24 protein-coding genes and 1 tRNA gene are annotated in these 24,963 nt (G+C 64.5%); 22 read left to right on the top strand and 3 right to left on the bottom strand.

Translation table 11 applies throughout. The features are described 5' to 3' along the window. Positions 1-39: 39 nt before the first annotated feature. Positions 40-2,625 (top strand): ATP-dependent chaperone ClpB, encoded by a 2,586-nt coding sequence (gene clpB / locus BM125_RS08950; protein ID WP_175497979.1) that lies wholly within the window; start codon positions 40-42, stop codon positions 2,623-2,625. Between the two features lie 90 nt (positions 2,626-2,715). On the opposite strand, the gene BM125_RS08945 is transcribed toward clpB, so the two are convergent. Then, positions 2,716-4,182: an alanine/glycine:cation symporter family protein gene (locus BM125_RS08945; RefSeq protein WP_092407076.1), complete on the bottom strand. Its 1,467-nt coding sequence runs from the start codon at positions 4,180-4,182 to the stop codon at positions 2,716-2,718. Positions 4,183-4,482: 300 nt separating this feature from the next. Here BM125_RS08945 and BM125_RS08940 point away from each other — a divergent pair, with 300 nt between their 5' ends. The 20 genes from BM125_RS08940 to tsaB all read left to right on the top strand — a co-directional run bounded on the left by BM125_RS08940 (position 4,483) and on the right by tsaB (position 22,293). Further along, positions 4,483-4,803 carry an FmdB family zinc ribbon protein gene (locus BM125_RS08940; protein WP_092407075.1) on the top strand — a complete coding sequence of 107 codons (321 nt, stop codon included), beginning with the start codon at positions 4,483-4,485 and terminating at the stop codon, positions 4,801-4,803. A gap of 67 nt (positions 4,804-4,870) precedes the next feature. Then, positions 4,871-5,410, top strand: coding sequence for a DUF3011 domain-containing protein (locus BM125_RS08935; RefSeq protein ID WP_092407073.1), 540 nt, complete (start codon positions 4,871-4,873; stop codon positions 5,408-5,410). Positions 5,411-5,521: 111 nt separating this feature from the next. Further along, positions 5,522-7,288, top strand: coding sequence for an aspartate--tRNA ligase (gene aspS / locus BM125_RS08930; RefSeq protein ID WP_092407071.1), 1,767 nt, complete (start codon positions 5,522-5,524; stop codon positions 7,286-7,288). Positions 7,289-7,377: 89 nt separating this feature from the next. Then, entirely contained in the window at positions 7,378-8,028 is a 651-nt protein-coding gene (locus tag BM125_RS08925; protein ID WP_245778853.1) for an esterase/lipase family protein, read from the top strand. 175 nt (positions 8,029-8,203) lie between these two features. Then, positions 8,204-8,725, top strand: coding sequence for a crossover junction endodeoxyribonuclease RuvC (ruvC, locus tag BM125_RS08920; RefSeq protein WP_092407069.1), 522 nt, complete (start codon positions 8,204-8,206; stop codon positions 8,723-8,725). After that, complete coding sequence (ruvA, locus tag BM125_RS08915) at positions 8,722-9,312, top strand: Holliday junction branch migration protein RuvA (RefSeq protein WP_092407127.1); 591 nt, start codon at positions 8,722-8,724, stop codon at positions 9,310-9,312. Before ruvC ends, ruvA begins: the two co-directional genes overlap by 4 nt. A 27-nt stretch (positions 9,313-9,339) precedes the next feature. Next, positions 9,340-11,223, top strand: coding sequence for a potassium transporter Kup (locus tag BM125_RS08910; RefSeq protein WP_092407067.1), 1,884 nt, complete (start codon positions 9,340-9,342; stop codon positions 11,221-11,223). 190 nt (positions 11,224-11,413) lie between these two features. After that, positions 11,414-12,460, top strand: a complete 1,047-nt coding sequence (gene ruvB, locus BM125_RS08905) for a Holliday junction branch migration DNA helicase RuvB (RefSeq protein ID WP_092407065.1) — start codon at positions 11,414-11,416, stop codon at positions 12,458-12,460. A gap of 37 nt (positions 12,461-12,497) precedes the next feature. Then, positions 12,498-12,917 (top strand): tol-pal system-associated acyl-CoA thioesterase, encoded by a 420-nt coding sequence (ybgC, locus tag BM125_RS08900; protein WP_092407063.1) that lies wholly within the window; start codon positions 12,498-12,500, stop codon positions 12,915-12,917. Next, positions 12,914-13,594: a protein TolQ gene (gene tolQ, locus BM125_RS08895; RefSeq protein WP_092407061.1), complete on the top strand. Its 681-nt coding sequence runs from the start codon at positions 12,914-12,916 to the stop codon at positions 13,592-13,594. The genes ybgC and tolQ overlap by 4 nt, the downstream gene beginning before the upstream one ends. Before the next feature lie 90 nt (positions 13,595-13,684). Continuing rightward, positions 13,685-14,131 carry a protein TolR gene (gene tolR / locus BM125_RS08890; protein ID WP_092407059.1) on the top strand — a complete coding sequence of 149 codons (447 nt, stop codon included), beginning with the start codon at positions 13,685-13,687 and terminating at the stop codon, positions 14,129-14,131. An 8-nt stretch (positions 14,132-14,139) separates the two neighbouring features. Then, positions 14,140-15,033, top strand: coding sequence for a cell envelope integrity protein TolA (gene tolA / locus BM125_RS08885; protein WP_092407057.1), 894 nt, complete (start codon positions 14,140-14,142; stop codon positions 15,031-15,033). 7 nt (positions 15,034-15,040) lie between these two features. Continuing rightward, positions 15,041-16,351: a Tol-Pal system beta propeller repeat protein TolB gene (gene tolB, locus BM125_RS08880; protein ID WP_092407125.1), complete on the top strand. Its 1,311-nt coding sequence runs from the start codon at positions 15,041-15,043 to the stop codon at positions 16,349-16,351. A gap of 105 nt (positions 16,352-16,456) precedes the next feature. Then, a complete protein-coding gene (gene pal, locus BM125_RS08875; RefSeq protein WP_092407055.1) occupies positions 16,457-16,969 on the top strand; it encodes a peptidoglycan-associated lipoprotein Pal in 513 nt (170 codons plus the stop codon). A gap of 50 nt (positions 16,970-17,019) precedes the next feature. Beyond that, positions 17,020-17,889, top strand: coding sequence for a tol-pal system protein YbgF (ybgF, locus tag BM125_RS08870; protein ID WP_245778852.1), 870 nt, complete (start codon positions 17,020-17,022; stop codon positions 17,887-17,889). Positions 17,890-17,913: 24 nt separating this feature from the next. Further along, positions 17,914-18,603, top strand: a complete 690-nt coding sequence (queE, locus tag BM125_RS08865; protein ID WP_092407051.1) for a 7-carboxy-7-deazaguanine synthase QueE — start codon at positions 17,914-17,916, stop codon at positions 18,601-18,603. A 139-nt stretch (positions 18,604-18,742) separates the two neighbouring features. Then, positions 18,743-19,423 (top strand): 7-cyano-7-deazaguanine synthase QueC, encoded by a 681-nt coding sequence (gene queC / locus BM125_RS08860; RefSeq protein WP_092407049.1) that lies wholly within the window; start codon positions 18,743-18,745, stop codon positions 19,421-19,423. Between the two features lie 506 nt (positions 19,424-19,929). Next, positions 19,930-20,004 (top strand) — tRNA-Lys (locus BM125_RS08855). Positions 20,005-20,242: 238 nt separating this feature from the next. After that, on the top strand, positions 20,243-21,583 hold the full coding sequence (creD, locus tag BM125_RS08850) for a cell envelope integrity protein CreD (protein WP_092407047.1): 1,341 nt from the start codon (positions 20,243-20,245) through the stop codon (positions 21,581-21,583). Continuing rightward, complete coding sequence (gene tsaB / locus BM125_RS08845; protein ID WP_092407045.1) at positions 21,580-22,293, top strand: tRNA (adenosine(37)-N6)-threonylcarbamoyltransferase complex dimerization subunit type 1 TsaB; 714 nt, start codon at positions 21,580-21,582, stop codon at positions 22,291-22,293. Before creD ends, tsaB begins: the two co-directional genes overlap by 4 nt. A gap of 149 nt (positions 22,294-22,442) precedes the next feature. Here the strand turns inward: tsaB and BM125_RS08840 are convergent, their stop codons facing one another. After that, on the bottom strand, positions 22,443-23,252 hold the full coding sequence (locus tag BM125_RS08840; RefSeq protein ID WP_175497978.1) for a class I SAM-dependent methyltransferase: 810 nt from the start codon (positions 23,250-23,252) through the stop codon (positions 22,443-22,445). Between the two features lie 468 nt (positions 23,253-23,720). Beyond that, the gene (locus BM125_RS08835; protein ID WP_092407041.1) at positions 23,721-24,215 is read right to left on the bottom strand and encodes a hypothetical protein; all 495 of its coding nucleotides are present in this window, start codon (positions 24,213-24,215) and stop codon (positions 23,721-23,723) included. Positions 24,216-24,288: 73 nt separating this feature from the next. On the opposite strand from BM125_RS08835, the gene BM125_RS08830 reads away from it, so the two are divergent. Then, positions 24,289-24,711: a hypothetical protein gene (locus BM125_RS08830; RefSeq protein ID WP_092407039.1), complete on the top strand. Its 423-nt coding sequence runs from the start codon at positions 24,289-24,291 to the stop codon at positions 24,709-24,711. Positions 24,712-24,963: the final 252 nt, after the last annotated feature.

Here is a 24,963-nt window from a genome sequence, read left to right as displayed (position 1 = left end):
TCGGCGGCCCGGCTGCCACTTCATCAGAAGGCACTCAACATGCGCATGGACAAACTCACTTCGCGCTTCCAGCAGGCCCTGGCCGATGCCCAGAGCCTGGCCGTCGGTCGCGACCACAACATGCTCGAACCCGTGCATGTCCTCGTCGCCCTGCTCGATCAGCAGGGCGGTTCGACCCAGCCGATGCTGGCCCAGGCCGGGGTCAACGTCGCCGCCTTGCGCACGCGCCTCGGCCAGGTCCTCGACCGCCTGCCGAAAGTAGCGGGGCAGGAGGGCAACATCGGAGTCGGCAACGATCTCAACCGCCTGCTCAACCTGACCGACAAGCTGGCCCAGAAGCGTGGCGACCAGTTCATCGCCAGCGAACTGTTCGTGCTGGCCGCGCTCGAGGACAAGGGTGAGGTCGGTGCCGCACTGAAGGCGACCGGCGGCAACGCCGCCGCCCTTGAAACGGCGATCGAGCGCATGCGTGGCGGCGAGAAGGTCGAGGACGCCAATGCCGAGGAGAACCGCCAGGCGCTGGAGAAATACTGCATCGACCTGACCGCACGGGCCGGTTCCGGCAAACTTGATCCCGTGATCGGGCGTGACGAGGAGATCCGCCGTGTGATCCAGGTGCTGCAGCGGCGCACCAAGAACAACCCGGTCCTGATCGGCGAACCCGGCGTCGGCAAGACCGCGATCGTCGAAGGCCTGGCCCAGCGCATCATCCACGACGAAGTGCCCGAGGGCCTGCGCGGCAAGCGCGTGCTCTCGCTGGACATGGGCGCGCTGATCGCCGGCGCCAAGTTCCGCGGCGAGTTCGAGGAGCGTCTGAAGGGCGTGCTCAACGACCTGGCCAAGCAGGAAGGCCAGGTGATCCTGTTCATCGACGAGCTGCACACCATGGTCGGCGCGGGCAAGGCCGAGGGTTCGATGGATGCCGGCAACATGCTCAAGCCGGCGCTGGCGCGCGGCGAACTGCATTGCGTCGGTGCGACCACCCTTGATGAATACCGCAAGTACATCGAGAAGGATGCCGCGCTCGAGCGCCGCTTCCAGAAGGTCTTCGTCGGCGAGCCGAGCGTCGAGGACACGATCGCGATCCTGCGTGGACTCAAGGAGCGCTATGCCGTGCACCACGGGGTCGAGATCACCGACCCGGCCATCGTCGCCGCGGCCACGTTGTCGCACCGTTACATCCCGGATCGCCAGTTGCCCGACAAGGCCATCGACCTGATGGACGAGGCGGCCTCGCGCATCCGCATGGAAATCGATTCCAAGCCGGAAGAGCTCGACCGCAAGGAGCGGCGCCTGATCCAGCTCAAGATCCAGCGAGAGGCGCTGAAGAAGGAGAAGGACGCCGAATCGAAGCAGCGCCTAGCCGATCTCGAAACCGAGATCGACACGCTCGAGCGCGAGTTCTCGGATCTCGAGGAGATCTGGAAGGCCGAAAAGGCGGCCGTCACCGGCACCACCAAGATCAAGGAAGCGATCGAGCAGGCGCGCCAGGAGATCGACGCGGCGATGCGCCAGCAGGATTTCGCCAAGGTTTCGGAGATCCAGTACGGGCGCATCCCGCAGCTGGAGAAGCAGTTGGCCGCGGCCCAGGAGACCGAGCAGCAGGGCTTCCAGCTGTTGCAGGACAAGGTCACCGCCGAGGAAATCGCCGAAGTCGTCGCGCGCTGGACCGGCATTCCGGTTTCCAAGATGCTCGAGGGCGAGCGCGACAAGCTGCTGCGCATGGAAGATGCGCTGCACCAGCGCGTGGTCGGCCAGGACGAGGCGGTCAAGGCGGTCGCCGACGCGATCCGTCGCTCGCGCGCCGGTCTTTCCGATCCGAACCGGCCGAACGGCTCGTTCCTGTTCCTCGGGCCCACCGGCGTCGGCAAGACCGAGCTGTGCAAGGCGCTGGCCGAGTTCCTGTTCGACTCGACCGACGCGATGGTGCGCATCGACATGAGCGAGTTCATGGAGAAGCATTCGGTCAGCCGCCTGATCGGCGCGCCGCCCGGCTATGTCGGCTATGACGAAGGCGGCTATCTGACCGAGGCGGTGCGTCGCCGTCCCTACAGCGTGATCCTGCTCGACGAGGTCGAGAAGGCGCACTCGGACGTCTTCAATGTGCTGCTGCAGGTGCTTGATGATGGCCGCCTGACCGATGGCCAGGGTCGCACCGTCGATTTCCGCAACACCGTGATCGTGATGACCTCGAACCTCGGTTCGCAGTTCATCCAGGAGATGTCCGGCGACAGCGAGGAACAGTACACGCAGATGAAGGCCTCGGTGATGGGCGTCGTGCAGGCGCACTTTCGCCCCGAGTTCATCAACCGGCTCGACGAGATCGTCGTATTCCGCTCCCTCGACAAGGCCCAGATCCGCAAGATCGCGCGGATCCAGACCGAGTACCTCGGCAAGCGCCTGGCCGAACGCCAGCTCAAACTCGAGATCTCGGACAAGGCCATCGACCTGCTCGGCAACGTCGGCTTCGATCCGGTCTACGGTGCGCGGCCGCTGAAGCGGGCGATCCAGCAGCAGCTCGAGAATCCGCTGGCCCGGCAGATCCTCGAAGGCCAGTTCCAGCCAGGCGACACGGTCCACGTCGACGCCCAGGGCGGGCAGATCGTGTTCGCTCCGGCGTCGTAAAGGGCCGCGCCCGGCAAGGGCGCCGGGCTCCGGCCACGGCGTAGTCGCGCCGCGTCCGGAGCCCGCGCGCAGCCGGCCAGCGCAATGCGGTCAGGAATTGCCCGCCGATTTCGCATCCTCGCGCAGCTTCTCGCTCCAGAATTCGGCATTGCGGATGCCGAGTGCGTCGGGATCGAAGGTCGGGTCGACGGTGCCAGCCTTGCGCTGGCGTTCGTAGTCGCGCAGGGCGGCAAATGCCGGTTTCTGCAGGATCAGGATCGCGACGATGTTGAGCCAGGCCATCAGGCCGGCGCCGATGTCGCCGAGTTGCCAGGCCGCGCCGGCAGTCTTGATCGTCCCGATCGTGACCATGATCAGGATGCCGACGCGCAGGACGAGGACGATCCAGGGCCGGTGTATCTTGCGGTTGATGTAGCTGATGTTGGTCTCGGCCATGTAGTAGTAGGCGACGATCGTGGTGAAGGCGAAGAACAGCAGGGCCAGGGCGACGAAACCCTGGCCGAAGCCCGGCAGCATCGATTCGACCGCCGCCTGCGCGTAGCCGGGTCCGATCTCCATGCCCGGCAGTTTCTCGACGAGCATGCCGCCGTCAGGGTTCATCACGTTGTACATGCCGGTCGAGAGGATCAGGAACGCCGTGGCCGAACAGACCAGCATCGTGTCGATGTAGATCGAGAATGCCTGCACGTAGCCCTGCCTGGCCGGGTGGGTGACCTCGGCCGCTGCCGCCGGGTGCGGCGCGGTGCCCTGGCCGGCTTCGTTCGAATAGACGCCACGCTTGACCCCCCACTCCACGGCCAGGCCGAGCACGGCGCCGAATCCGGCCTGCAGGCCGAATGCGCTCTTGAAGATCAGCGAGAACACCGCCGGCACCTGCTCGATGTTGAGGAACATGATGATCAGGGCGACGATGATGTAGGCCAGGGCCATGAACGGCACGACGAATTCGGCGAAGTGGGCGATGCGCTTGACCCCGCCGAAGATGATGAAGCCGAGTCCGAATACGACCGCGGCCGCAGTCATCCAGGGCTCGATGCCCCAGGCGTTCTGCATGGCCGCGCCGATGCTGTTGGCCTGCACGCCTGGCAGCAGGAAGCCGGTGGCGACGATCGTGGCGACCGCGAACAGCCAAGCATACCACTTCAGGCCGAGGCCCTTCTCGATGTAATAGGCGGGGCCACCGCGGTACATGCCGCGATCGTCCTTTTCCTTGTAGATCTGGGCCAGGGTGGCTTCGACGAACGCAGTTGATGCGCCGAAGAAGGCCACGGTCCACATCCAGAACACCGCGCCGGGACCGCCGAAGGCGATCGCGGTGGCGACGCCGGCGATGTTGCCGGTGCCGACCCGGCCGGACAGCGACATGGTCAGTGCCTGGAACGACGACACGCCCGAGGGCGAGGTCTTGCCGCTGAAGATCGAACGGATCATCTCCGGTATCGAGCGCACCTGCATGAAGCGGGTGCGTATCGAAAAGTACAGGCCGGCACCCAGGCACAACGCGATCAGCGCCTTGCTCCAGACCAGGTCATTGATCGCGCCGATGACTTCATTCATTAGGTTTCAGGCTCCTGTTTGCGGCCGAACGGGGCCGGTTGCCGCCGGTTCCGATTCCCGCCAGACGGCGGTTTCCGCGCGCCGTGGCCGGTCGAATTGGCGCAGCGGACCAGGCGTGGTCCGGTCGTGAGAGTATCGATCTGCCGGGCGGATGTCTCGCCCCGCGGCTCGGTGCGCGCACGTGCAGGCTCCTCTGCGGCCCTTGCGCGCGGAATTTCCGTCATCCGCCCAGGCATTGATATGCTGGCGCGAGGCACCATTTGCCGGCGCAGCATTCCACGATTCCGGGTGAAGACACCGATGCCTATCTACGAATTTGAATGTCCGAGCTGTGCGCACCGGTTCGAACGTCTGCAGAAGGTTTCCGACGCCGATCCGAGCGACTGCCCGGAATGCGGCAAGCATGGCGTGCGCCGACGCCTGACCGCGCCGGCATTCCGGCTGTCCGGCTCAGGCTGGTATGAGACCGATTTCAAGAAGGAGGGCGACACCAGGCGCAACCTGGCCAGCTCGGAGTCCGCGGAAAAGCCGGCCGCCGCCGATACCTCGGCCAAGCCCGAGCCGGTCAAGACGGAAACCAAGAAGCCTGAATCGAAACCGTCTGCCGCGAACGAAGGCTAGCCGGGGAGGGCAGACGTTCAGCGTCGTCCGGTCTACACTGCGGGCGCCATCAGAGAGGAGAAGGCGCATGCTGAGCAAGTTATTCACCATCGGGGTCGCCGTTGCGGGAGCGGTTCTGATGACTACGACGGCCCAGGCCGAGCCGCAACGCGGTGGCTACGGCGGCGGTCGTGATCGCATCGAATGCAGCAGCAACGATTATCGCTACACGCGCTGCGACGTGGACTGGCGTTCGGCTGACCTCGTTCGGCAGCTTTCCGAAGCGCGCTGCATCGAGGGCCGTACCTGGGGCATCGATCGCCGTGGCCTGTGGGTCGACCGCGGTTGTGCCGGCGTTTTCGTCGAGCGTGGGCGGGGCGATCACCACGGCGGCGACTGGCGTCCGGGTCCCGGCTGGGATCGCGACATCAGCCTGACCTGCTCGAGCGACGACTACCGCTATCGCATGTGCCAGGTCGACGTCGGTCGCGGCGGCGGTGTCCGAATCGTCCGCCAGCTCTCCAATTCGGCCTGCATCGAGGGCCGGAGCTGGGGCTGGAACCGCGCCGGAGTCTGGGTCAGCGGGGGATGTTCGGCGGTGTTCCGGATCGATCGTCGCTGGCGCTGAGCCCGCCTCCAGCGTTGTTGCAAGCCTCGACGCCCGCCTCACGGCGGGCGTTCTTGTTTGCGGTGCAGCATGATCGGCTATAGCATTCCGCGCCTTTCCCCGGAGCTAGCCATGCGCAGTCACTATTGCGGCCTCATCCACGAGGCCTTGATCGACCAGAGCGTCAGTGTCTGCGGCTGGGTCGATACGGTCCGCCTGCAGAGCCACGTGGCCTTCGTCGACCTGCGCGACCATGAGGGCATCGTCCAGATCGTGGTCGAGCGTGAGTCGGAGGAAGCCTTCCGGCAGATCTCGGGGGTCGGCTACGAATACTGCCTGCGCATCGAGGGCACCGTGCGGCGCCGGGTCAGCGCCAATGACAAGCTGCGCAGCGGCCAGGTCGAAGTGCTCGCCGGACGCATCGAAATCCTCAACAAGGCCGAAGGCCTGCCATTCGCGCTGCACGAGAATCCGAACGAAGACACCCGGCTCACTTACCGCTACCTCGAACTTCGTCGCGCCGACATGCAGCGCAAGATGCGCCTGCGCACGCGGCTGGTGTCGGCCTTGCGCCACTATCTCGACGAGCGCGGCTTCCAGGATATCGAAACGCCGATCCTGACCAAGGCCACGCCGGAGGGTGCCCGTGACTATCTGGTGCCGAGCCGCGTGCACCCGGGCGAGTTCTTCGCCTTGCCGCAATCGCCGCAGCTGTTCAAGCAGTTGCTGATGGTGGCCGGCTTCGATCGCTACTACCAGATCGCACGCTGCTTCCGCGACGAGGACCTGCGCGCCGACCGCCAGCCCGAATTCACCCAGCTCGACATGGAATTCGCCTTCGTCGGCGAGCGCGACGTGCAGGACGCGGTCGAGGCCATGATCCGCCATGTCTTCCAGGAAGTTTCCGGGGTCGATCTCGGTGGGCCGTTCCCACGCATGAGCTACGCCGAAGCCATGGCCCGCTATGGCTCTGACAAGCCCGACCTGCGCATCGCACTCGAACTGGTGGACGTGGCAGAGCACGTGCGCCATGTCGAGTTCAAGGTGTTCAGCGGGCCGGCCAACGATCCCGCCGGACGCGTCGCCGCCCTGCGCGTGCCCGGCGGCGCGTCGTTCACGCGCAAGCAGATCGACGAACTCGGCGTGCATGCGGCGAAATACGGCGCCAAGGGACTGGCCTGGTTGCGCGTGGACGCGCTCGAAAACGGGCGCGACGGGATCAACTCACCCGTGGCCAAGTTCCTCGACGATGCGGCACTCGAGGGCGTGCTCGGTGCGACCGCTGCGCAGAGTGGCGACCTGTTGCTGTTCGGGGCCGGCGACTACAAGACGGTCAGCGATTTCCTCGGCGCCCTGCGGATCAAGGTCGCACGCGACCTCGGTCTGGTCGAAAATGCGTGGAAACCGCTCTGGGTGGTCGATTTCCCGATGTTCGAGTTCGATGCCGAAGCGAAGCGTTTCGTCGCCCTGCATCATCCCTTCACCGCGCCCAAGATCGACGACGTGGCCGACCTCCGGGCGAATGCCGCGAATGCGGTGTCGCGCGGCTATGACATGGTCCTGAACGGCAACGAGATCGGCGGTGGCTCGATTCGTATCCATCGTACCGACATGCAGAGTGCCGTGTTCGACCTGCTCGGCATCGGCGCCGAGGAAGCACAGGCCAAGTTCGGGTTCCTGCTCGAGGCGCTGCGCTACGGGGCGCCGCCGCACGGTGGCATCGCCTTCGGCATCGATCGCATCGCGGCGCTAATGGCCGGTACCGATTCGATCCGGGATGTCATTGCCTTCCCGAAGACGGCCAGCGCGCAGGACCTGATGACCGCCGCGCCGTCGCGGGTGCCGGGCGCCCAACTGGCTGAACTGCACGTCCAGGTGGTCGAGCCGGCGGATCGCTGAAGCCACGGTCCTCAGCCCGATGGACCTGTTTCAGCGCCCGGTTCCGCCTGACCACGGTCGGGTCGCCTGCGCCCGGAGGATGCGAGCTGGTGAGCACTGAGTCGGCCGAACACGTGATCGTCGTGCATGGCATCTGGATGCGCGGCATCGCCATGCTGCCGCTGGCCCGCCGCCTGCGCAATGCCGGGTTCTCGGTCGAGACCTTCGACTATCGCAGCGTCACCGCGGAATGGAACGGTTCGCTGGCGCGGCTGCGGGAATGCTGGCGCCAGCCGCGCGCACGCCGCGTCCACGTGGTCGGCCACAGTCTCGGCGGCATGCTCGCGCTGGACCTGGCGGCGCAGGATGCGGACCTTCCCGCGGGACGGATCGTCTGTCTCGGTTCTCCGCTCAGGGGCAGCACGGCGGCCAGTCGCCTGCAGGCCCTGCCGGGTGGGCGACTGCTGATGGGCAGGAGCGCCGAAGTCCTGCACCAGGGATTGCAGGCCTGGAACGGCGAACGCGAGGTCGGCGTGATTGCAGGCAGCACGCCGATCGGCCTCGGCGCCCTGATCGCACCGCTCGAGCGGCCACACGACGGCACGGTCAGCGTCACCGAGACCCGCCTGGCGGGAGTCCGGGATCATTGCGTGGTCGACGCCACGCATACCGGATTGCTGTTCTCGGCCGAGGTCGCCTCGCTGGCCGCCGGGTTCCTCCGCGACGGACGGTTCTTCGCGCAAGCGGGAGCCGCCCGATGATCCAGCCAGGCGCGCCGGCACCTGCTAAAATCCGCGACTTGCCCGTTCGACGCCGAGGCGTCCATCGGGTCAAGCGCATGGACTGGACAGGACACGTAGCGTCGATGGAGGTCAGTGTCATCCGAAGCCGCCGGCGCGCTCCTGCCGATGTCGAACGCGCAGGGATCCGGCGGCCATGATCCGCATCCTCGGCATCGATCCGGGCAGCCAGCGCACCGGCATCGGCGTCATCGACGTCGGCGAGGACGGTCGCTCCCATCACGTCTTCCATGCAGCGATCGACCTGCTGGGGGCGGATACCTTCCATGAGCGTCTCAAACGCATTTTCGACGAAGTCGGGGCGACAATCGAAGCACATGCGCCGGCCGAAGTCGCCATCGAGCGCGTCTTCATGGCGCGCAATCCGGATTCCGCCCTGAAACTGGGCCAGGCCCGCGGCGCGGCCATCTGCGCGGTGGTCAGCCATGGCCTCGGCCTGGCCGAGTACGCGGCGAAGGAGGTCAAGCAGGCCGTGGTCGGCGGTGGTGGTGCCGACAAGGGCCAGGTCCAGCACATGGTCGGTGTGCTGCTCGGCATCCCGGGCCGGTTGCAGGCCGACGCGGCCGATGCCCTCGCCGTGGCCCTGACCCATGCCCACACCCGCTCGAGCACCGAGCGGCTGGGCATTCCGCGAACAGCATGGAGAAGGCGCCGATGATCGGTCGATTGAAGGGCACCCTGGTGAGCAAGCAGCCACCGTGGATCATGGTCGATGTCGGTGGCATCGGCTACGAACTCGAAGTGCCGATGTCGACCTATTACGACCTGCCTGAAGTAGGCCAGGCGGTCACGCTGTGCACGCACTACGCGGTCAAGGAAGACGCGGTCGCCCTCTACGGATTCCTGCGCGAAACCGAACGCGCCCTGTTCCGCGGCGTGCAGAAAGTCAGCGGAATCGGCGCCAAGATAGCTCTCGCGGTTCTCTCAGGGGTCAGCACCGATGACTTTGCCCGCTTCGTGCAGGGGGGCGACGTGGCTGCGTTGACGCGCATCCCGGGCATCGGCAAGAAGACCGCGGAACGCATGATCGTCGAGTTGCGCGATCGGGTCGACGGCCTGGTCGGGACGCCGGCGACCCGCGTTTTCGGCGCGGTGGCCAAGGACCCGGTCAGCGAAGCCAGCGTGGCCCTGCAGTCGCTTGGTTACAAGCCCGCCGAGGTTTCGCGGCTGGTCAAGGATGCCAGTGCGCCCGGCGACAGTGCCGAGGACATCATCCGCAAGGCGTTGAAAGCGGCACTGCGCTGATCGGCATCGAATCCGGAATGCGAATCCATGAGCACTGAAACCAGCAACGGTAGCCGCACCCGCCTTTACCGACTCGCCGCGGGCGCCATTGGCGTCGTTTTCGGCGATATCGGTACGAGCCCGCTGTACGCCTTCAAGGAAGCCTTCGGCGAACACGGCATCGGCCATTCCTCGGCCAACATCATCGGCGTCCTGTCGCTGTTCCTGTGGTCGCTGATCCTGGTCGTTTCGGTCAAATACGCCACCTTCATCCTGCGCGCCGACAACAAGGGCGAAGGCGGCATCATGGCCCTGATGATGCTGGCCCAGCGTGGCGTGCGCGACAACGTCAAGGCGCGCTGGCTGATCATGGTCCTCGGCATCTTCGGCGCCTCGCTGTTCTTCGGCGATGGCGTGATCACGCCGGCCATCTCGGTGCTATCCGCGGTCGAGGGTCTCCAGGTCGCGGCGCCCGGGCTCGACCATTGGGTCGTGCCGATCACCGTGCTGATCCTGATCGGCCTGTTTTCGTTCCAGCGCCACGGTACCGGCAAGGTCGGCGCGGTGTTCGCTCCGATCACGGCGGTCTGGTTCCTGTCACTGGCGGCACTCGGCCTGGTCCAGATCGTCCAGGCGCCGCAGGTGCTGGCCGCGCTGAGCCCGCACTACGGCATCGATTTCCTGCTCGGCAACGGCACCGCCGGCTTCTTCACGCTCGGCGCTGTCGTGCTGTCCGTGACCGGCGCCGAAGCGCTCTATGCCGACATGGGCCACTTCGGCAAGAAACCGATCCGCATGGCCTGGTTCGGCTTCGTGCTGCCGGCGCTGGTCCTCAACTATTTCGGCCAGGGTGCCTTGCTGCTCTCCGACCCCTCGGCAGCGACCAACCCGTTCTACCGGATGATTCCCGAGGCCCTGCTGTTCCCGATGATCATCCTTGCCGCCGCGGCCACCGTGATCGCCTCGCAGGCGGTCATTTCGGGCGCTTTCTCGGTCGCCCGCGAGGCGATCCATCTTGGCTACCTGCCACGCATGCAGGTCCTGCACACCTCGGCCGAATCGCGCGGCCAGATCTACCTGCCCTGGATCAATCGCATGTTGCTGGTGCTGACGATCGCGGTCGTGCTCGGCTTCCAGTCCTCGACCAATCTCGCTGCCGCCTACGGCATCGCCGTGGTCGGCACGATGACGATCGATTCGGTGCTGGTCATGATCGTCTCGCGGCGGATCTGGGGCTGGAGCCGGATCAGCGTGTTCGCGGTCGGATTGCTGTTCCTGACCATCGATGGCGCCTTCCTCGGCGCCAACGCCGACAAGGTCGAGCACGGCGGCTGGTTCCCGCTGGTGCTCGGCATCATCCTGTTCGCGGTGATGACCACATGGCGGCGCGGCCGCGACCTGGTCATGCGCCAGATCAAGCGCGCCGGTCTCGCCATAGAGCCCTTCGTCACCTCGATCAACTCGCACCCGCCGCTGCGCGTGCCGGGCACGGCCATCTTCATGACCGCCAACCAGGGCGCGGTGCCGAACGCCTTGCTGCACAACCTCAAGCACAACAAGGTGCTGCACGAGCGCAACGTGCTGCTGACCGTGGAAACCCTCGATGTGCCGACGGTCGATGCCGACGAGCATGTCGAGATCGAGACGCTCAGCGACGACTTCTTCAAGGTCGTGCTGCGCTACGGCTTCGCCGAGGACCAGAACGTGCCGCAACAGCTGATGGCGATCAGCGAATGCGGCCTGCCGTTCGACATGATGGACACCACCTTCTTCCTCAGCCGCGAGAGCATCGTCGCGACCGACAACCACGGCATGCCGCTATGGCGCGACAAGCTGTTCGCCTTCCTCCAGCGCAACGCCCTGCCGGCCACCGCCTACTTCGAGATTCCCGGCAACCGCCTGATCGAGCTGGGTACGCAGGTGGAGATCTGAGAGGCCGGGATTCGGGATTGGTTGGAACCGAGATTCGGGATTCGGGATTCGGGATTCGGAAGAGCCGGCGGCATGTGGTTTACTGAGACACTGGCGCCTTTCGCCGTCATGTTGCTATCGCGAAAGTGCCAGCCAGACGATAATCCGCTTTGACCAATCCCGAATCCCCAATCCCGAATCCCGGCCCCCAATGACCGACCGCCTGATCGCCGCCAGCGCCGACCGCGAGGACGAGCTGATCGAAGCCAGCATCCGCCCGCAGCGCCTGGCCGAATATCTCGGCCAGGAAGCCGTGCGCGAGCAGATGTCGATCTACATCGAAGCCGCGCGGCGGCGGGCGGGTGCGCTCGACCATGTGCTGATCTTCGGGCCTCCGGGCCTCGGCAAGACCACCATGGCCCACGTCATCGCCAACGAACTCGGGGTCAACCTGCGCAGCACCTCCGGACCCGTGCTCGAGCGTGCCGGCGACCTGGCCGCGCTGCTGACCAACCTGCAGCCGCGCGACGTGTTGTTCGTCGACGAGATCCACCGTCTTTCGCCGGTGGTCGAGGAAGTGCTGTATCCGGCGCTCGAGGATTTCCAGATCGACATCATGATCGGCGAAGGGCCGGCGGCGCGCTCGATCAAGCTCGATCTGCCGCCATTCACCCTGATCGGGGCGACCACGCGGGCAGGCTTGCTGACCGCACCGTTGCGCGACCGCTTCGGCATCGTCCAGCGCCTCGAGTTCTATTCCCCGGCCGAATTGACCCTGATCGTGCAGCGCGCGGCCAGGATCATCGGCGTGGTCTGCGACGCCGAGGGTGCCGGCGAGATCGCGCGGCGCTCGCGCGGCACCCCGCGTATCGCCAACCGGCTGCTGCGCCGGGTCCGCGATTTCGCCGAGATCCGGGCCGACGGCAATGTCACGCCCGCGGTGGCGCGGGATGCGCTGAAGATGCTCGATGTCGACGCCGAGGGTTTCGATGCGCTCGATCGCCGCTTGTTGGGCACGATCATCGAGTACTTCGATGGCGGTCCGGTCGGGGTCGAATCCCTGGCCGCCGCGCTCAGCGAGGAGCGCGGCACGCTCGAGGACGTGATCGAGCCTTACCTGATCCAGCAGGGTTTCCTGATCCGCACCGCGCGCGGGCGCATGGTTACCAATCGAACCTGGCGTCATCTCGGCCTGACCCCGCCGCGACGCGCGCAAGTGCCCGTTCCGGGCGAACTTTTCGACCCGGGTGGCGAATGATTCCCTCGCCCCGCGAGCAGCCACGGGTGGCGAGCCGGTGAGCGGTCGGAACCGGCCGTTCATCTGGCCTTTGCGTGTCTACTGGGAAGATACCGACGCCGGTGGTGTCGTCTACCACGCCAGTTACGTCCGTTTCTTCGAACGCGCGCGGACCGAGTGGTTGCGTGCGGCCGGCATCGGACAGCAGGCCTTGCGTGAAGAACACGGCGTTGTATTCGTGGTCCATGGCATGGACTTGCGCTTCATCCAGCCGGCCCGGCTGGACGACATGCTGGAGGCCACCGTGAGCGTCACCGAATTGCGCAGCGCCAGTTTCAAGGTCGAACAATCCCTGCGCCGGACTGCCGACGATCGCAGGCTGGTCGATGCGCGGGTGCGCATCGCCTGCCTCGACGTCGAACGCTGGCGTCCCATTCCGATTCCCGAATTCCTGCTGCAAGAGATCGCACAATCATGAATCACGAACTCAATGTCTTCGCCCTGATCTGGGGGGCGAGCCTTCCGGTCAAGTTCGTCCTGCTGATGCTGGTCCTGTTCTCGCTGGTCTCATGGATCATCATTTTCCGCAAGATGAGCATGATCAACCGGGCCAATTCGAGCGCCAACGAGTTCGAGGAGCGTTTCTGGTCGGGCTCCGACCTGGCCGCCCTGTTCAAGGACGTCAACGCCAGCGGCGATCGCATCGGCGGCATCGAGGCGATCTTCGAGTCCGGGTTCCGCGAATTCGCCCGCCAACGCCAGCGCCGCGGCGTCGATTCACGGACCCTGCTGGAAAGCGCGCAACGGGCCATGCGGGTGTCCCAATCGCGCGAAGTCGAGCGCCTCGAACAGAATCTCGAGTTCCTTGCCAATGTCGGCTCGATCAGCCCGTATGTCGGCCTGTTCGGGACCGTCTGGGGCATCATGATCGCGTTCCAGGGCCTGGCCAACGTCAAGGAGGCGACCATCGCCATGGTCGCCCCGGGTATTTCCGAAGCGCTGATCGCCACTGCAATGGGCCTGTTCGCGGCGATTCCGGCGGTCTGGGCCTACAACCGCTTCGCCACGCGCGTCGAGCGCGTCGCCCTGCGTTACGAGACCTTCCTCGAGGAGTTCTCCTCGATCCTGCAGCGCCAGGCCCACGTCGATGATTGAGCCATGCAGCAACCCTGATCGACGCGCCTGCGCGTTGCATGCCGGCAGCGCCGCGCCGTCAACGCGCATACGAGCCAGCGGAGTCGCCTGATGCAGCACAGCTATCGCAATCGCAAGCGGCGCAAGCTCAAGGCCGAGATCAACGTCGTGCCCTACATCGACGTCATGCTCGTGCTGCTGATCATCTTCATGGTCACCGCGCCGCTGATGAACCTCGGCGTCGATATCGAACTGCCCAAGTCCAACGCCACGGCGATCCAGAACGACAAGGAACCGGTCGTCGTCAGCGTCGACAAGGACGGGGCCCTGTTCCTGACCATCGGCGCCAGCACGCGCGAGCCGGTCGACGAGGAAACCCTGGTCAACAAGGTTTCAGCTTTCGTCCGCCAGAATCCCCAGGTACCCGTGCTGATCGGAGGTGACGAGCGCGTCGACTACGGCAGGATCTACGCGGCCATGGTGCTGTTGCAGCAGGCCGGGGCGCCCAAGGTCGGCCTGATGAGCCAGCCCACGCCACCCCCCGACAAGAAGCGCTGAGCCGGACGATGGAAAGTTTCGCCGACAAGGTTCGCGCGGTCATCTATGCCGTGCTGCTGCACGCCGTACTGATCCTGATGATCGGCATCGGCCTGTGGTGGACCCAGGAGTCGCGCGTGGTGGTCATGCCGGGGCCGGTGATCGAGGCGAGCCTGGTCGGACCGACCAGTGCGCCGAAGCCAAGTTCGCGCAAGCCGCGGGCGAAGCCGACGCCGGCGAAGCCGCCACCACCGCCGAAGCCCGAGGAAGCGAAGCCGAAGCCCGACACGGTGCCGCCGCCGGAACCGCCGAAGCAGGACCTGATCGAGCAAGAGAGGGTTGCCGCGCTGGCCGAACAGAAGGCCGACCAGTTGAAGAAGGAGCAAGAAGAGAAGCGTCGGCGCGAGCAGATCCTGCTCGAACAGGAAAAGCAGGAAGCCGAACGGCAGAAGCAGCTCGACGAGGTGCGCAAGCAACTGGCGCTGGCCGAGAAGAAGAAGAATCTCGAGAAGGAGCGTCTCAAGCAGCTGCAGGACAGGCGTCTTGCGGAGCAGGAAGATGCCGAAAAGGAACGCATGCAGGAATTGCTCGAAGAGGAGGCCAGGCAGGCTCAGACCGGCGCCGGCGGCCAGGACAACGACTTGACTGCGCGCTATGCCGCCGCGATCCAGGCCGCGGTGACGCAGAACTGGAACCGGCCCGAATCGGTGCCGCCCGGTTTGCGCTGCACCCTGCGTATCGTGCAGATCCCCGGTGGTGACGTGATATCGGCCAACGTGACGTCGCCCTGCAATGCCGATCCCGGCGCGCGCGTTTCGATCGAACAGGCCGTGATGCGGGCCGCTCCGCTGCCGTACAGGGGCTATGAGAAAGTATTCAGTCGCGAAATCACCTTCAATTTCAAATACGACGGGCAAGGATAAAATGCTGATGAGAAACCGCACCCTGATCCGCTTCGGACTGCTCCTGCTTCTGCTCGTCAGCGCCAACGGCGCCTGGGCCCAGGGCCTGACGATCGAAATCAACGATGGCAGCCGCACCGCCGACCCGATCGCGGTGGTTCCGTTCGCCTTCGAGGGCGCCGGCTTGCCACCGGAGACCGACGTTTCCGAAATCGTCCGTGCCGACCTGGCCCGCTCGGGCAAGTTCTTCACCCTGGCCCGGCGCGACATCGTCGAGTTCCCGACCCGCGAGTCCGAGGTCAAGTTCGCCACCTGGCGCCTGCTCAAGCAGAACTATCTCGTCGTCGGCCGCATCGCCGACGCCGGCGACGGCGCCCTGCGCGTCGAGTTCGAGCTGTTCGACGTGGCCCGCCAGAGTCGCATGATCGGTCTCGCCATCAGCGGCCAGCGCACGGCCATGCGCGATGTCGCGCACCAGATTGCCGATCTCATCTACGAGAAGATCCTCGGTGTCCGCGGCGCGTTCTGGACGCGAATCGCCTACGTCACCTCGGTCGGCCTCGGCCAGAATACCCAGTACGCGCTGATGGTGGCCGACTCCGACGGCTTCAATCCGCAGGTCGTGGTCCGTTCGCGCGAACCGCTGATGTCGCCGGCCTGGTCGCCGGACGGCCGCCGCCTGGCCTATGTCTCGTTCGAGCGGGGCAATTCCTCGGTGTACCTGCAGGACCTTTCGACCGGCTCGCGCGAATTGATCTCGGCGCAGAAGGGCATCAACGGCGGCCCGGCCTTCTCGCCGGACGGCACCAAGCTCGCCCTGAACCTGTCCTACGGCGGCAGTCCGGACATCTACATCATGGACCTGGCGTCGCGAAAATCGACCAAATTGACGAATCATTTCGCGATCGATGTCGAGGCCGCCTGGATGCCGGATGGGCGCAGTCTGGTGTTCACCTCCGATCGCTCAGGTAAACCGCAGTTATACGAGGTGTCGGCAGCGGGGGGCGATGCAGCGCGATTGACCTTCCAGGGCCAGTACAATGCGCGTGCCACGATCTGCTGCGATGGCAAGAAAATCGCCATGGCACAGGGTAATGGAAACGTGTATCGTATTACGGTTTTTGACCGCACGACCGGTACTTACACGGAGATTTCCCCGGGCAACGTGGACGAATCGCCGAGCTTTGCACCGAACGGCAGCATGGTCCTGTACGCAGCGACCGAAGGGCCCCGGGGCGTGCTTTATGCGGTCTCCGCCGATGGAAGGGTGCGGCAGCGGCTGGTCCTCGCCGATGGTGATGTTCGGGAACCGGCGTGGGGACCGTTTCGCCAGCGCTGACAAGCCAGAAGAGAAAAGAATGGCCGGAACACCGGCATGATCGTGTCTATTGCTACTGTCCTAAAACTTAACCGTGACCTTAACAACCGATTGAGGGGAACACTCATGAAGAATACTGTTCGTATCCTGTTTGCCGCAATGCTTGTGGCCGGCCTTGGCGCCTGCGCCAAGAAAGCGGTCAAGCCGAGCGCGCCGGTAGAGCCGGCGACACCGACCGACACCACCCCGGTGGAAGAGTCCGGCCGCTACAAGGTCGGCGATCTCGACACCGATTCCTGCCTGCGCCAGCGCGTGATCTATTTCGATCTGGACCGCACTGAAATCAAGCCGGAATTCCAGGCCCAGGTGGCCTGCCATGCCGAATACCTGCGTCAGTTCCCGAACGCCCGCGTGACCCTGGAAGGTCATGCCGACGAGCGCGGCACGCGCGAGTACAACCTCGGTCTCGGCGAGCGCCGCGGCAATGCCGTCTCTGGCTCCCTGAGCGCTGCCGGTGCATCGTCCGGCCAGCTCACCGTGGTCAGCTATGGCGAAGAGCGCCCGGTCGATCGCGGCCATGACGAGTCGGCCTGGTCGAAGAACCGCCGCGTCGAAATCGTCTACACCAGCGCCAACTGATGTCCGTGGGCGACACTGGATACAGCAAGTGTCTGGCAGCAGCGGTCCTCGTGACCGCTGCTGCGCTTGCCGCCCCGGCGAGCGCCCAGCAACGCCTGAGCCTGTCCGAGCGCCTCGAGCGCCTCGAACAGCAGGCCTCCGGACGGGGCGGCGCACAGGGCAGCATCGAACTGGTCAACCAGATCCAGGCGTTGCAGTCCCAGGTCCAGGTGCTGCAGGGACAGATCGAGGAATTGCGCCACCAGCTCAGCGAAGCCCAGGGTCGCGCCAAGGACCAATACATCGATCTCGATTCAAGAATTGGCCGCATCGAAGGCCGTAGCGGACCTGCCGCGGCACCGGCCGCCGGCCCGGGTCCGGTGGATCAGGGCCTGCAGGACATCGAACTCGGTACGCCGCCGCAAGGCGACACAAATTCTTCGCTGACTCCGGGCGACGCACAGCTGGCGCCGCCGGACGAGGCAGGCAATGCCGCACCCCTGGCGTCGGATAGCCCCGGCGCGGATCTTCCACCGGATGCAGCCGATCCCGAGGCGGAAAAGCGCGCCTACGACGAGGCGTTTTCCGCACTCAAGGACGGTCGTTATGCCGAGTCGGCACGCCGCTTCCAGACCTTCATCGCGGAGTACCCGAACGGCGACCTGACCGGCAACGCCTATTACTGGCTCGGCGAGTCCTACTACGTCACCCAGAATTACCGGGTGGCCCTGGAAACCTTCAACACGCTGCTGTCGCGTTTCCCGCAGAACCAGAAGGCGCCCGACGCGCTGCTCAAGACCGGCTATTGCCAGTACGAGCTCAAGCAATGGGACGCCGCGGAGGCGACGCTCAATTCGGTGGTCGAAACCTACCCGAACACGACCGTGGCCCGTCTCGCCCAGGGCCGCCTGCGCGCGCTCAAGCTCGAAAACCGGCGCTGAGTCCGGCCCGGATTCGACGATGCGATGGTCGCAACTGCCCTGACACCCGATCCGTCGTCCGCGACCACTGCCTCACGGCGTCTGCGCGTCACCGAGATCTTCCATTCCCTGCAAGGCGAGTCCGACAGTGTCGGCTGGCCGACGGTCTTCGTGCGCCTGACCGGCTGCCCGCTTCGCTGCGTCTGGTGCGACACGGAGTACTCCTTTCACGGCGGCGAGTGGCGGGACATTCCCTCGATACTCGACCAGGTCGGCGGCTATGCAACCCATCATGTTTGTGTGACGGGAGGCGAGCCGCTGGCACAGAAGCGCTGCCTGCCCTTGCTGGTCGCGCTCTGCGATGAGGGTTACGAGGTTTCCCTCGAAACCTCCGGTGCACTCGATATCGGCGAGGTGGATCCGCGTGTCCGGCGCGTCGTCGATTTCAAGCCGCCCGGTTCCGGCGAGGTCGGGCGCAATCTCTGGACAAACGTCGGGCATCTCGGAGCCCGCGATCAGGTGAAGTTCGTGCTTGCCGATCGTGCCGACTACGACTGGGCCGTGGCGCGTATCGAGGAGCATGCACTGGCCAGGCGCTGTCCGATCCTGTTTTCTCCAGTGCATGGCCAGCTCGAACCGCGAGCCCTGGCCGAGTGGATCCTGGCCGATCGTCTGCCCGTGCGTTTCCAGATGCAGTTGCACAAGCAGCTTTGGGGCAGCGAGCCCGGGCGTTGATTGGGGGCCGGGAATGGGGAATAGGGAATAGGGAACAGCAGCGGCAAGGCTGATCGACGCGCTCGTTGTGCGCGGGCTTCCCAGGGAGCAACGTCAGCCAGCGAACCATGGGCGCCGGTTTTGATTGATACGGAATGACATGAGCAAGGAAAACAGAAAACCGGCTGTCGTCCTCGTATCGGGTGGCATGGACTCCGCGGTTACCCTCGCGCTCGCGCGCGAAGGCGGGTTCGCCTGCCATGCCCTGAGCGTGGCATATGGCCAACGCCATTCCTCCGAACTGGCGGCTGCTGCCGGCCTCGCGCGCTCGCTCGGCGCGGTTGAGCACAAGACGGTCAGTGTCGACCTGCGTTCAATTGGCGGATCGGCGCTGACTGCGGATATCGACGTACCGGAGCAGGGTGGTGCGGGTATTCCGGTCACCTACGTGCCGGCGCGCAATACGATCATGCTGTCGATTGCCCTGGGCTGGGCGGAGGTGCTCGGTGCCTCGGACATCTTCTGCGGCGTCAACGCAGTCGATTATTCCGGTTACCCGGATTGTCGCCCGGCATTCATCGAGGCCTTCGAGCGTCTTGCCAACCTGGCGACGAAATCCGGTGTCGAGGGCGCCGGAATTCGCGTGCACGCGCCGCTCATGGCCATGAGCAAGGCCGACATCGCGCGTGCCGGCGCGCGGCTCGGCATCGATTTCAGTGCGACCGTCTCGTGCTACCAGGCAGACGCCGAAGGGCGCGCCTGCGGCCACTGCGATGCCTGTCGCCTGCGAGCGGAGGGCTTTGCCGCTGCCGGTCTCGACGATCCGACACGCTATCGTTGAAACGGATATGCCGTTAAACTTCGCGGTTCGCGCGTCATCATGCCGGTTCGATCGGATCGCTCCAAGGTCCGATTGAACGGCAGAAGTGCCGCAGCGGCGTAGGAAGCGGCTTCAGCCTCGATGCTCTTGCGATTCGAGAAATTGCATCGCGGCTGAAGCCGCTTCTTACAAGAGCGGTTGGGGCTTCAGGCTGCGATGGGTATGGTCGTAGTCCGGACCCTCACCCCTTGCCCTCTCCCGGTGGGAGAGGGGGAGTGATCGTCGCGCTTTGCGCGACGGGGGTTTTGGTTTGGGGCTTTGATGTTTTTCATCGCGGCCCGGACCCTCACCCCTTGCCCTCTCCCGGAGGGAGAGGGGGAGTGATCGTCGCGCTTTGCGCGGCGGGGTTTTGGTTTGAGGCTTTGATGTTTTTCATCGCGGCCCGGACCCTCACCCCTTGCCCTCTCCCGGGGGAGAGGGGGAGTGATTGTCGCGCTTTGCGCGACAGAGGTATCTGATTGGAGCGGGGGCCGTTAGCTCAGCGGTAGAGCAGTGGACTTTTAATCCATTGGTCGAAGGTTCAAATCCTTCACGGCCCACCATTTCCCATCCATGCGCGCGAATCCGCTTTTCCGATTGACCTGCGCGGAGCAGGGCGTGTGCCGAAGGCTGGCGCGAAAGCCCGCGCGTCGTAGGTTGGTGGTGAGCGAATGCGAACCCCAACGCCTCCCCACGGCCGCGCAAGTTCGTGCCCGCAATTGCCCTTGAATGGCCATTTCCTGCCTTCCGGTTGCCTGCTGCCGGCGCTCCACTGTCTCCTCTCACCCAGAGGAGACGGTCATGCAGGTGCGCAACTGGACCCAGAACATCACGTTCAAGGTGATCGGCGTAGGGCTGCTGGCCTTGGTCATGCTGATACCGCTGGCGCAGGTGCAGTCCCTGGTCGGCGAGCGTCGGGGCCTCGAGAGCGAGGCCCGCGAGCGCATCGCCGAGCGTTGGGGCCGGCAGCAGACTGTCGGTGGCCCGGTGCTCGTGGTGCCCGTGCGCAGGCAGCTGCAAGGCGAGAAGGGATGGATCCTCGCTGACGAGGAGCGCTATCTGCTATCCGAAAAGCTGCTGGTCGAGGGCAGTCTGGCAACCGAGGTCCGCCAATACGGCATCTATGCGACGCCGATCTACACGGCCGCCCTGTCGGTCAGTGGTGGCTTTAATCGCGATTCGCTCGAGGCACTGGCCACGAATGGCGGCGAGCCGCAGTGGGCGCAGGCCGTGCTGCGCGTTCCGATCGCTGACGTTCGCGGTATCCGTAGCATGTCGGCGCTTACGCTCGATGGTGTCGAGCGCCCGCTCGGTCCCGGTAGCGGCGGATTCGGCGGCATGACCACCACCGAGGTAGCGTGGCCGATTGATCTGGACGGCGCCCGGTCGGCGCACGAGTTCTCGTTTAGCCTGCGCCTCGCCGGAACGGCCTCAATCAGCGTGCTGCCTCTGGCCCGTCAGACCGATGTGCGCCTGAGCGGCGCATGGCCTGATCCGAGCTATGTCGGCGCGTTCCTGCCGGAAAGCCACAGCGAGAACAGGACGGAATTCCGGGCCCACTGGCAGGTACTCGACCTCAATCGCAGTTATGGCCAGGCCGGTGCGTCCAGCGCCCTCAATGGCCTTGTCCTCCAGCAATCGGCCTTCGGCGTCGAGCTGTTCCAGCCGGTCGGTACCTACCAGCAGAACGAGCGGGCCGGCAAGTACGGCATCCTGTTCATCGCCCTGAGCTTCGTCGCCCTGTTCCTGTTCGAAGCGCTGGGGCGCTGGCGCGTGCACCCTGTCCAGTACCTGATGGTCGGCCTGGCCCTGAGCACGTTCTATGTCCTCCTGCTCGCGCTGTCCGAACAGATCGGTTTCGCATGGTCCTACGCGTTGGCTTCAATCGCCCTGGTCGGCATCGTAGGCGGATATGCCGCGGCCGCTGCGCGCAGTCGCCAGGCCGGCGCGATCCTCGGTGGGCTGCTGGCCCTGGTCTATGTGCTGCTCTACGGCCTCGTGATCAGCGAACAATACTCCCTGCTGATGGGGGCGATTGCCCTGCTCGTGGCAATTGCCGCGCTGATGTACCTGACCCGACGCATCGACTGGTATGGCATCGGCATCGGCGGCGCCGGCACAACCGGTAGAATGCCGTCATGAACCTGCTCGCCCTCGAAACTGCCACCGAATGCTGCTCGGTCGCCCTCAGTTGCGACGGAGAAATCATCACCCGCAGCGAATACGCGCCGCGCCGGCATGCCGAGTTGCTGCTACCGATGTGCGAGGCGGTGCTGGCTGAAGCCGGCATCTCGAGACGCCACCTCGACGCGATTGCCGTCGGTCGCGGCCCCGGCGCATTCACCGGCGTGCGCCTGGCCGTCTCGGCTGCGCAGGGAATCGCCCTGGCGCTTGATCTGCCGGTGATTCCGATATCCTCGCTGGCGGCGCTCGCCCTCGATGTGCCACTGAATGAAGGTGCCATTCTTGCTGTCATCGATGCCCGCATGGGCGAAATCTACGCTGGTTGCTTTGGACGCGATGCTCACGGCCTGGTCACTCCGACAAGCATGGAATCCGTGGGATCCGTCGAAGCTCTGAAAGTGCCGCTCAGCGCGAAATGGAACGTCGTCGGAACAGGCTGGGACGGCTACCGCGATGCAATTTTGCGACGTCTGGGTGAAGAGCCGCTGTGGGCTGAAGGAAACCGATACCCGCTGGCGTCGGCGATTGCGCGGCTGGCTCTGCAGCATCTGGAGTTCGGCCGGGGCATGTCCGCAGAGCAGGCCCTGCCAATCTATCTGCGCGACAAGGTCGCCTTCACCAGTGAAGAGCGCCAGCAATCCGCTGGCCACGTCCAGCCACCCTCCTGACCGATTCGATTAAACGGAAGTATCAGTCAAGGAGGTTCAGCACGCCATGACGACTGTGCCACATCTTCGGTCCCCCGCCTGGTCGAGAAGTGGATTCAGAGGGAATCTGGATTTTCTCGCGCCTCGATCTTCCGCGCCTTTGATTCCGACTACCATCCAGGCTCAATGGTGATTCCGTGTGCCTTTGAAAGGAGCTCGATCTCCAAGTGCAGGTTGGGGCGCAGTCCGGATATTGTCTCGAAGACCTTTCCTGATATCCGCTTACTCAGTTTAAGCGGTGCTGGATAGTCATTTCTGACTGTCTTCGCCTTGACCGTGTTGAAGTCCGGAGAAAGAAGGCAGAAATAGCGAATGACTTCGTGCTTTGAAAATTCGCGCCAGTGGTGAGCATAGGTATTCGAGTTGAGGATTTCGTCGACGCTGATTCCGCCGCCAAATCCACGCACGAAACGCAGGAAATTCCAAGCTCGCCCATTCCAGGCATAGTAGTTTGGTGTCGTAACCAGCAGTCGGCCTCGTGGCGAGAGGATGCGGTAAACCTGCTTCCAAAGATTGACTGGATTGAACGTCAGGTGCTCGATGATTTCAGTGAACAGGATGACGTCCGCGCTGGCATCGGGTAGCGCATCCAGGGCATCAGCCTTCTCTAGATTGGAGCAGGCTAGCAATTCAATTTCCATTGCTTCGGCAATGGACCGTACGTTGCTCATTTCAAACGTGATCGGCATGTCGACGGCGGTAATTCTGAATCCCGCCTGGCTCCAAAGTACTGCCTGATGCAACCAGTGCGCGCCGATATCGACGACCCGGTTGCCGCGGCTCATGTCCCAACTGGAGCGAAATTCGCAAAGTGTCGAGACAAATCGGGCATAGTGATGCGCGAGGTACTCGCGGTCTGTACCGCCGTGCGGTTCGAATTGCGCCGCGAATTCCTTCTGTTCGAGAACTGCTGTGTTCACGCATGTTTCCCCATGATTCGAATTAGACCTGAGCCGATGCGTTTTGCCTTTCTGCATCACCCGTATTTCTGACTCGGGCAAGACCGACCCTATCGGCCATGCCGTCAAGTGAGAGGATTTTGCACTTCTATGCAACCCCCTGTGCTCCGGACGCGCTGCCGAAATGGTGGGGCTTCCCGGTCGCGCCGAGCCTCGAGCGGACGCATCCGAACGCTCAATTACCTGGGCTCCGTCGCGAGGGTCGCGAGTGTAGTCGCGCTGTTGCGGTCAGGGTCGAGAAGGGCCAGTAGATACAACTCACCGCGCGAGTAGAAGCGTACATACCCGTCGAACCCGCGTTTCCTGTACCTTTCCTCGGCAAGTGCTTGCTGGTGCCGACGAAGCTCGGCAAGGCATAGCCGACGATCTGGTCATTGCCATCGACGATGACCAGTGTGCCTCCTTCGAGCACGTGGCAGATTCCGCTGATCACGTACCATGAACGTGCGCCGCCGTTCGCCCGCCTTCAGCATATGCAAGCAGTTCGGGGCTGTCCATCCATATAGATGCGTCCAGTGCGGGCCCGCCAAGATCGACCCGCGCTCCCAGCCTCTCGGCACCTGCGGTCGAGAACATCCCGAGATGCCGGTGCTTCAACAGGTCCAGCGTTCTGCGGACATCGGCAGTGGAGGCCGATTCATCGTCCGGAAACAGGCGTGCGTCGTAAACGTCCGATAGCGCGGCGGCGCCGGCTTGCTGGCTGTTGCGGAAGACGGCTTCGCCCCATCCTGCCCAGCTCTCGTGGCTGGGAAGCAATGCGATGGGAATGACGATCGATACGATTGCAGCAGCAATACGGGTTGACGGCCCAGCGCGATCCAACTTGCGCAGAAGCAAGATGCCGCAGCCAATCCAGAACATGCACGACCATGGCAGATAGCGATCCGCGAAAATCTGTCCCGGATGGCCGACAAAATAGTCCAAGCGACCAATGCCGATGACCAGTGAGACTGCCGCGGCGAACAGGGCGAGGGTCAGCGCTAGAGATTCGATACTCGTGAGTGGTCCACGCCGGAGGGCGCGCCGGAACACGAATGCCTCGACCAGCAGGAAGCCGGAGCGTCCGAACAGGGTTTACGCTGGCCTGTTCAAGCGCAGCAGCGACGGTCTGGTCGCCTCCATCGGCGCCGACACCGTGGGGCTCGCGGACCAAATTTCACTGCCGCGTTCCTTGCAATGGCACGTCATCGGCAGCGGATGGGATAGCTACGGCAATCTCATTCTCGGTCGGATGGAGTTCGCTCCGGCGTCGACGACGGGCCGGCGCTATCCTCAGGCCGCTGCAGTTGCCCGGATTGCCGGCCCTGATCTGGCGGCCGGATCGGGCCTTGCGCCCGAATTTCCAATGCCCACCTATCTGCGCGACAAGGTCGCGATGAGCCATTCAGAACAAGATCGTTTTCGTTCATCAGCCATGTAGAATTGCCTTCCGGCGATTCGATCCGGTAGCTGCAATCGATCCCGCAAGTCCATCAGCGTAACACCCCTCCGATGCCGACATGGAACCGGCTGCGGTCGAGTTTCCTCGATGTGCCACTCCATGGCTGCTTGTGCGCTCTGATCCGGCCGCCAGTCGACCGGAGGAAATGCACAACTCGGAGGCCTCAGTATGGGGCTTGGGGCCACATCTGAAATTCTCGGACATGGATTCCGATCAAATTACATCGAGAGT

This window comes from Dokdonella immobilis, assembly GCF_900115085.1.
GTDB lineage: Bacteria > Pseudomonadota > Gammaproteobacteria > Xanthomonadales > Rhodanobacteraceae > Dokdonella > Dokdonella immobilis.
Note: the sequence above shows the minus strand (reverse complement) of the source record. Positions and strands in the feature narration are given on the sequence as shown.

Bases quoted from the DNA above. Each gene is read 5' to 3' on its own strand.
- tolQ (WP_092407061.1), top strand. From the start codon at position 12,914: ATGAATCACGAACTCAATGTCTTCGCCCTGATCTGGGGGGCGAGCCTT.
- queE (WP_092407051.1), top strand. From the start codon at position 17,914: ATGGTCGCAACTGCCCTGACACCCGATCCGTCGTCCGCGACCACTGCC.
- BM125_RS08910 (WP_092407067.1), top strand. From the start codon at position 9,340: ATGAGCACTGAAACCAGCAACGGTAGCCGCACCCGCCTTTACCGACTC.
- clpB (WP_175497979.1), top strand. From the start codon at position 40: ATGCGCATGGACAAACTCACTTCGCGCTTCCAGCAGGCCCTGGCCGAT.
- BM125_RS08935 (WP_092407073.1), top strand. From the start codon at position 4,871: ATGCTGAGCAAGTTATTCACCATCGGGGTCGCCGTTGCGGGAGCGGTT.
- BM125_RS08945 (WP_092407076.1), bottom strand. From the start codon at position 4,182: ATGAATGAAGTCATCGGCGCGATCAATGACCTGGTCTGGAGCAAGGCG.
- ruvA (WP_092407127.1), top strand. From the start codon at position 8,722: ATGATCGGTCGATTGAAGGGCACCCTGGTGAGCAAGCAGCCACCGTGG.
- tolR (WP_092407059.1), top strand. From the start codon at position 13,685: ATGCAGCACAGCTATCGCAATCGCAAGCGGCGCAAGCTCAAGGCCGAG.
- ruvB (WP_092407065.1), top strand. From the start codon at position 11,414: ATGACCGACCGCCTGATCGCCGCCAGCGCCGACCGCGAGGACGAGCTG.
- tolB (WP_092407125.1), top strand. From the start codon at position 15,041: ATGAGAAACCGCACCCTGATCCGCTTCGGACTGCTCCTGCTTCTGCTC.
- aspS (WP_092407071.1), top strand. From the start codon at position 5,522: ATGCGCAGTCACTATTGCGGCCTCATCCACGAGGCCTTGATCGACCAG.
- BM125_RS08940 (WP_092407075.1), top strand. From the start codon at position 4,483: ATGCCTATCTACGAATTTGAATGTCCGAGCTGTGCGCACCGGTTCGAA.
- tolA (WP_092407057.1), top strand. From the start codon at position 14,140: ATGGAAAGTTTCGCCGACAAGGTTCGCGCGGTCATCTATGCCGTGCTG.
- pal (WP_092407055.1), top strand. From the start codon at position 16,457: ATGAAGAATACTGTTCGTATCCTGTTTGCCGCAATGCTTGTGGCCGGC.
- ruvC (WP_092407069.1), top strand. From the start codon at position 8,204: ATGATCCGCATCCTCGGCATCGATCCGGGCAGCCAGCGCACCGGCATC.
- queC (WP_092407049.1), top strand. From the start codon at position 18,743: ATGAGCAAGGAAAACAGAAAACCGGCTGTCGTCCTCGTATCGGGTGGC.
- creD (WP_092407047.1), top strand. From the start codon at position 20,243: ATGCAGGTGCGCAACTGGACCCAGAACATCACGTTCAAGGTGATCGGC.
- tsaB (WP_092407045.1), top strand. From the start codon at position 21,580: ATGAACCTGCTCGCCCTCGAAACTGCCACCGAATGCTGCTCGGTCGCC.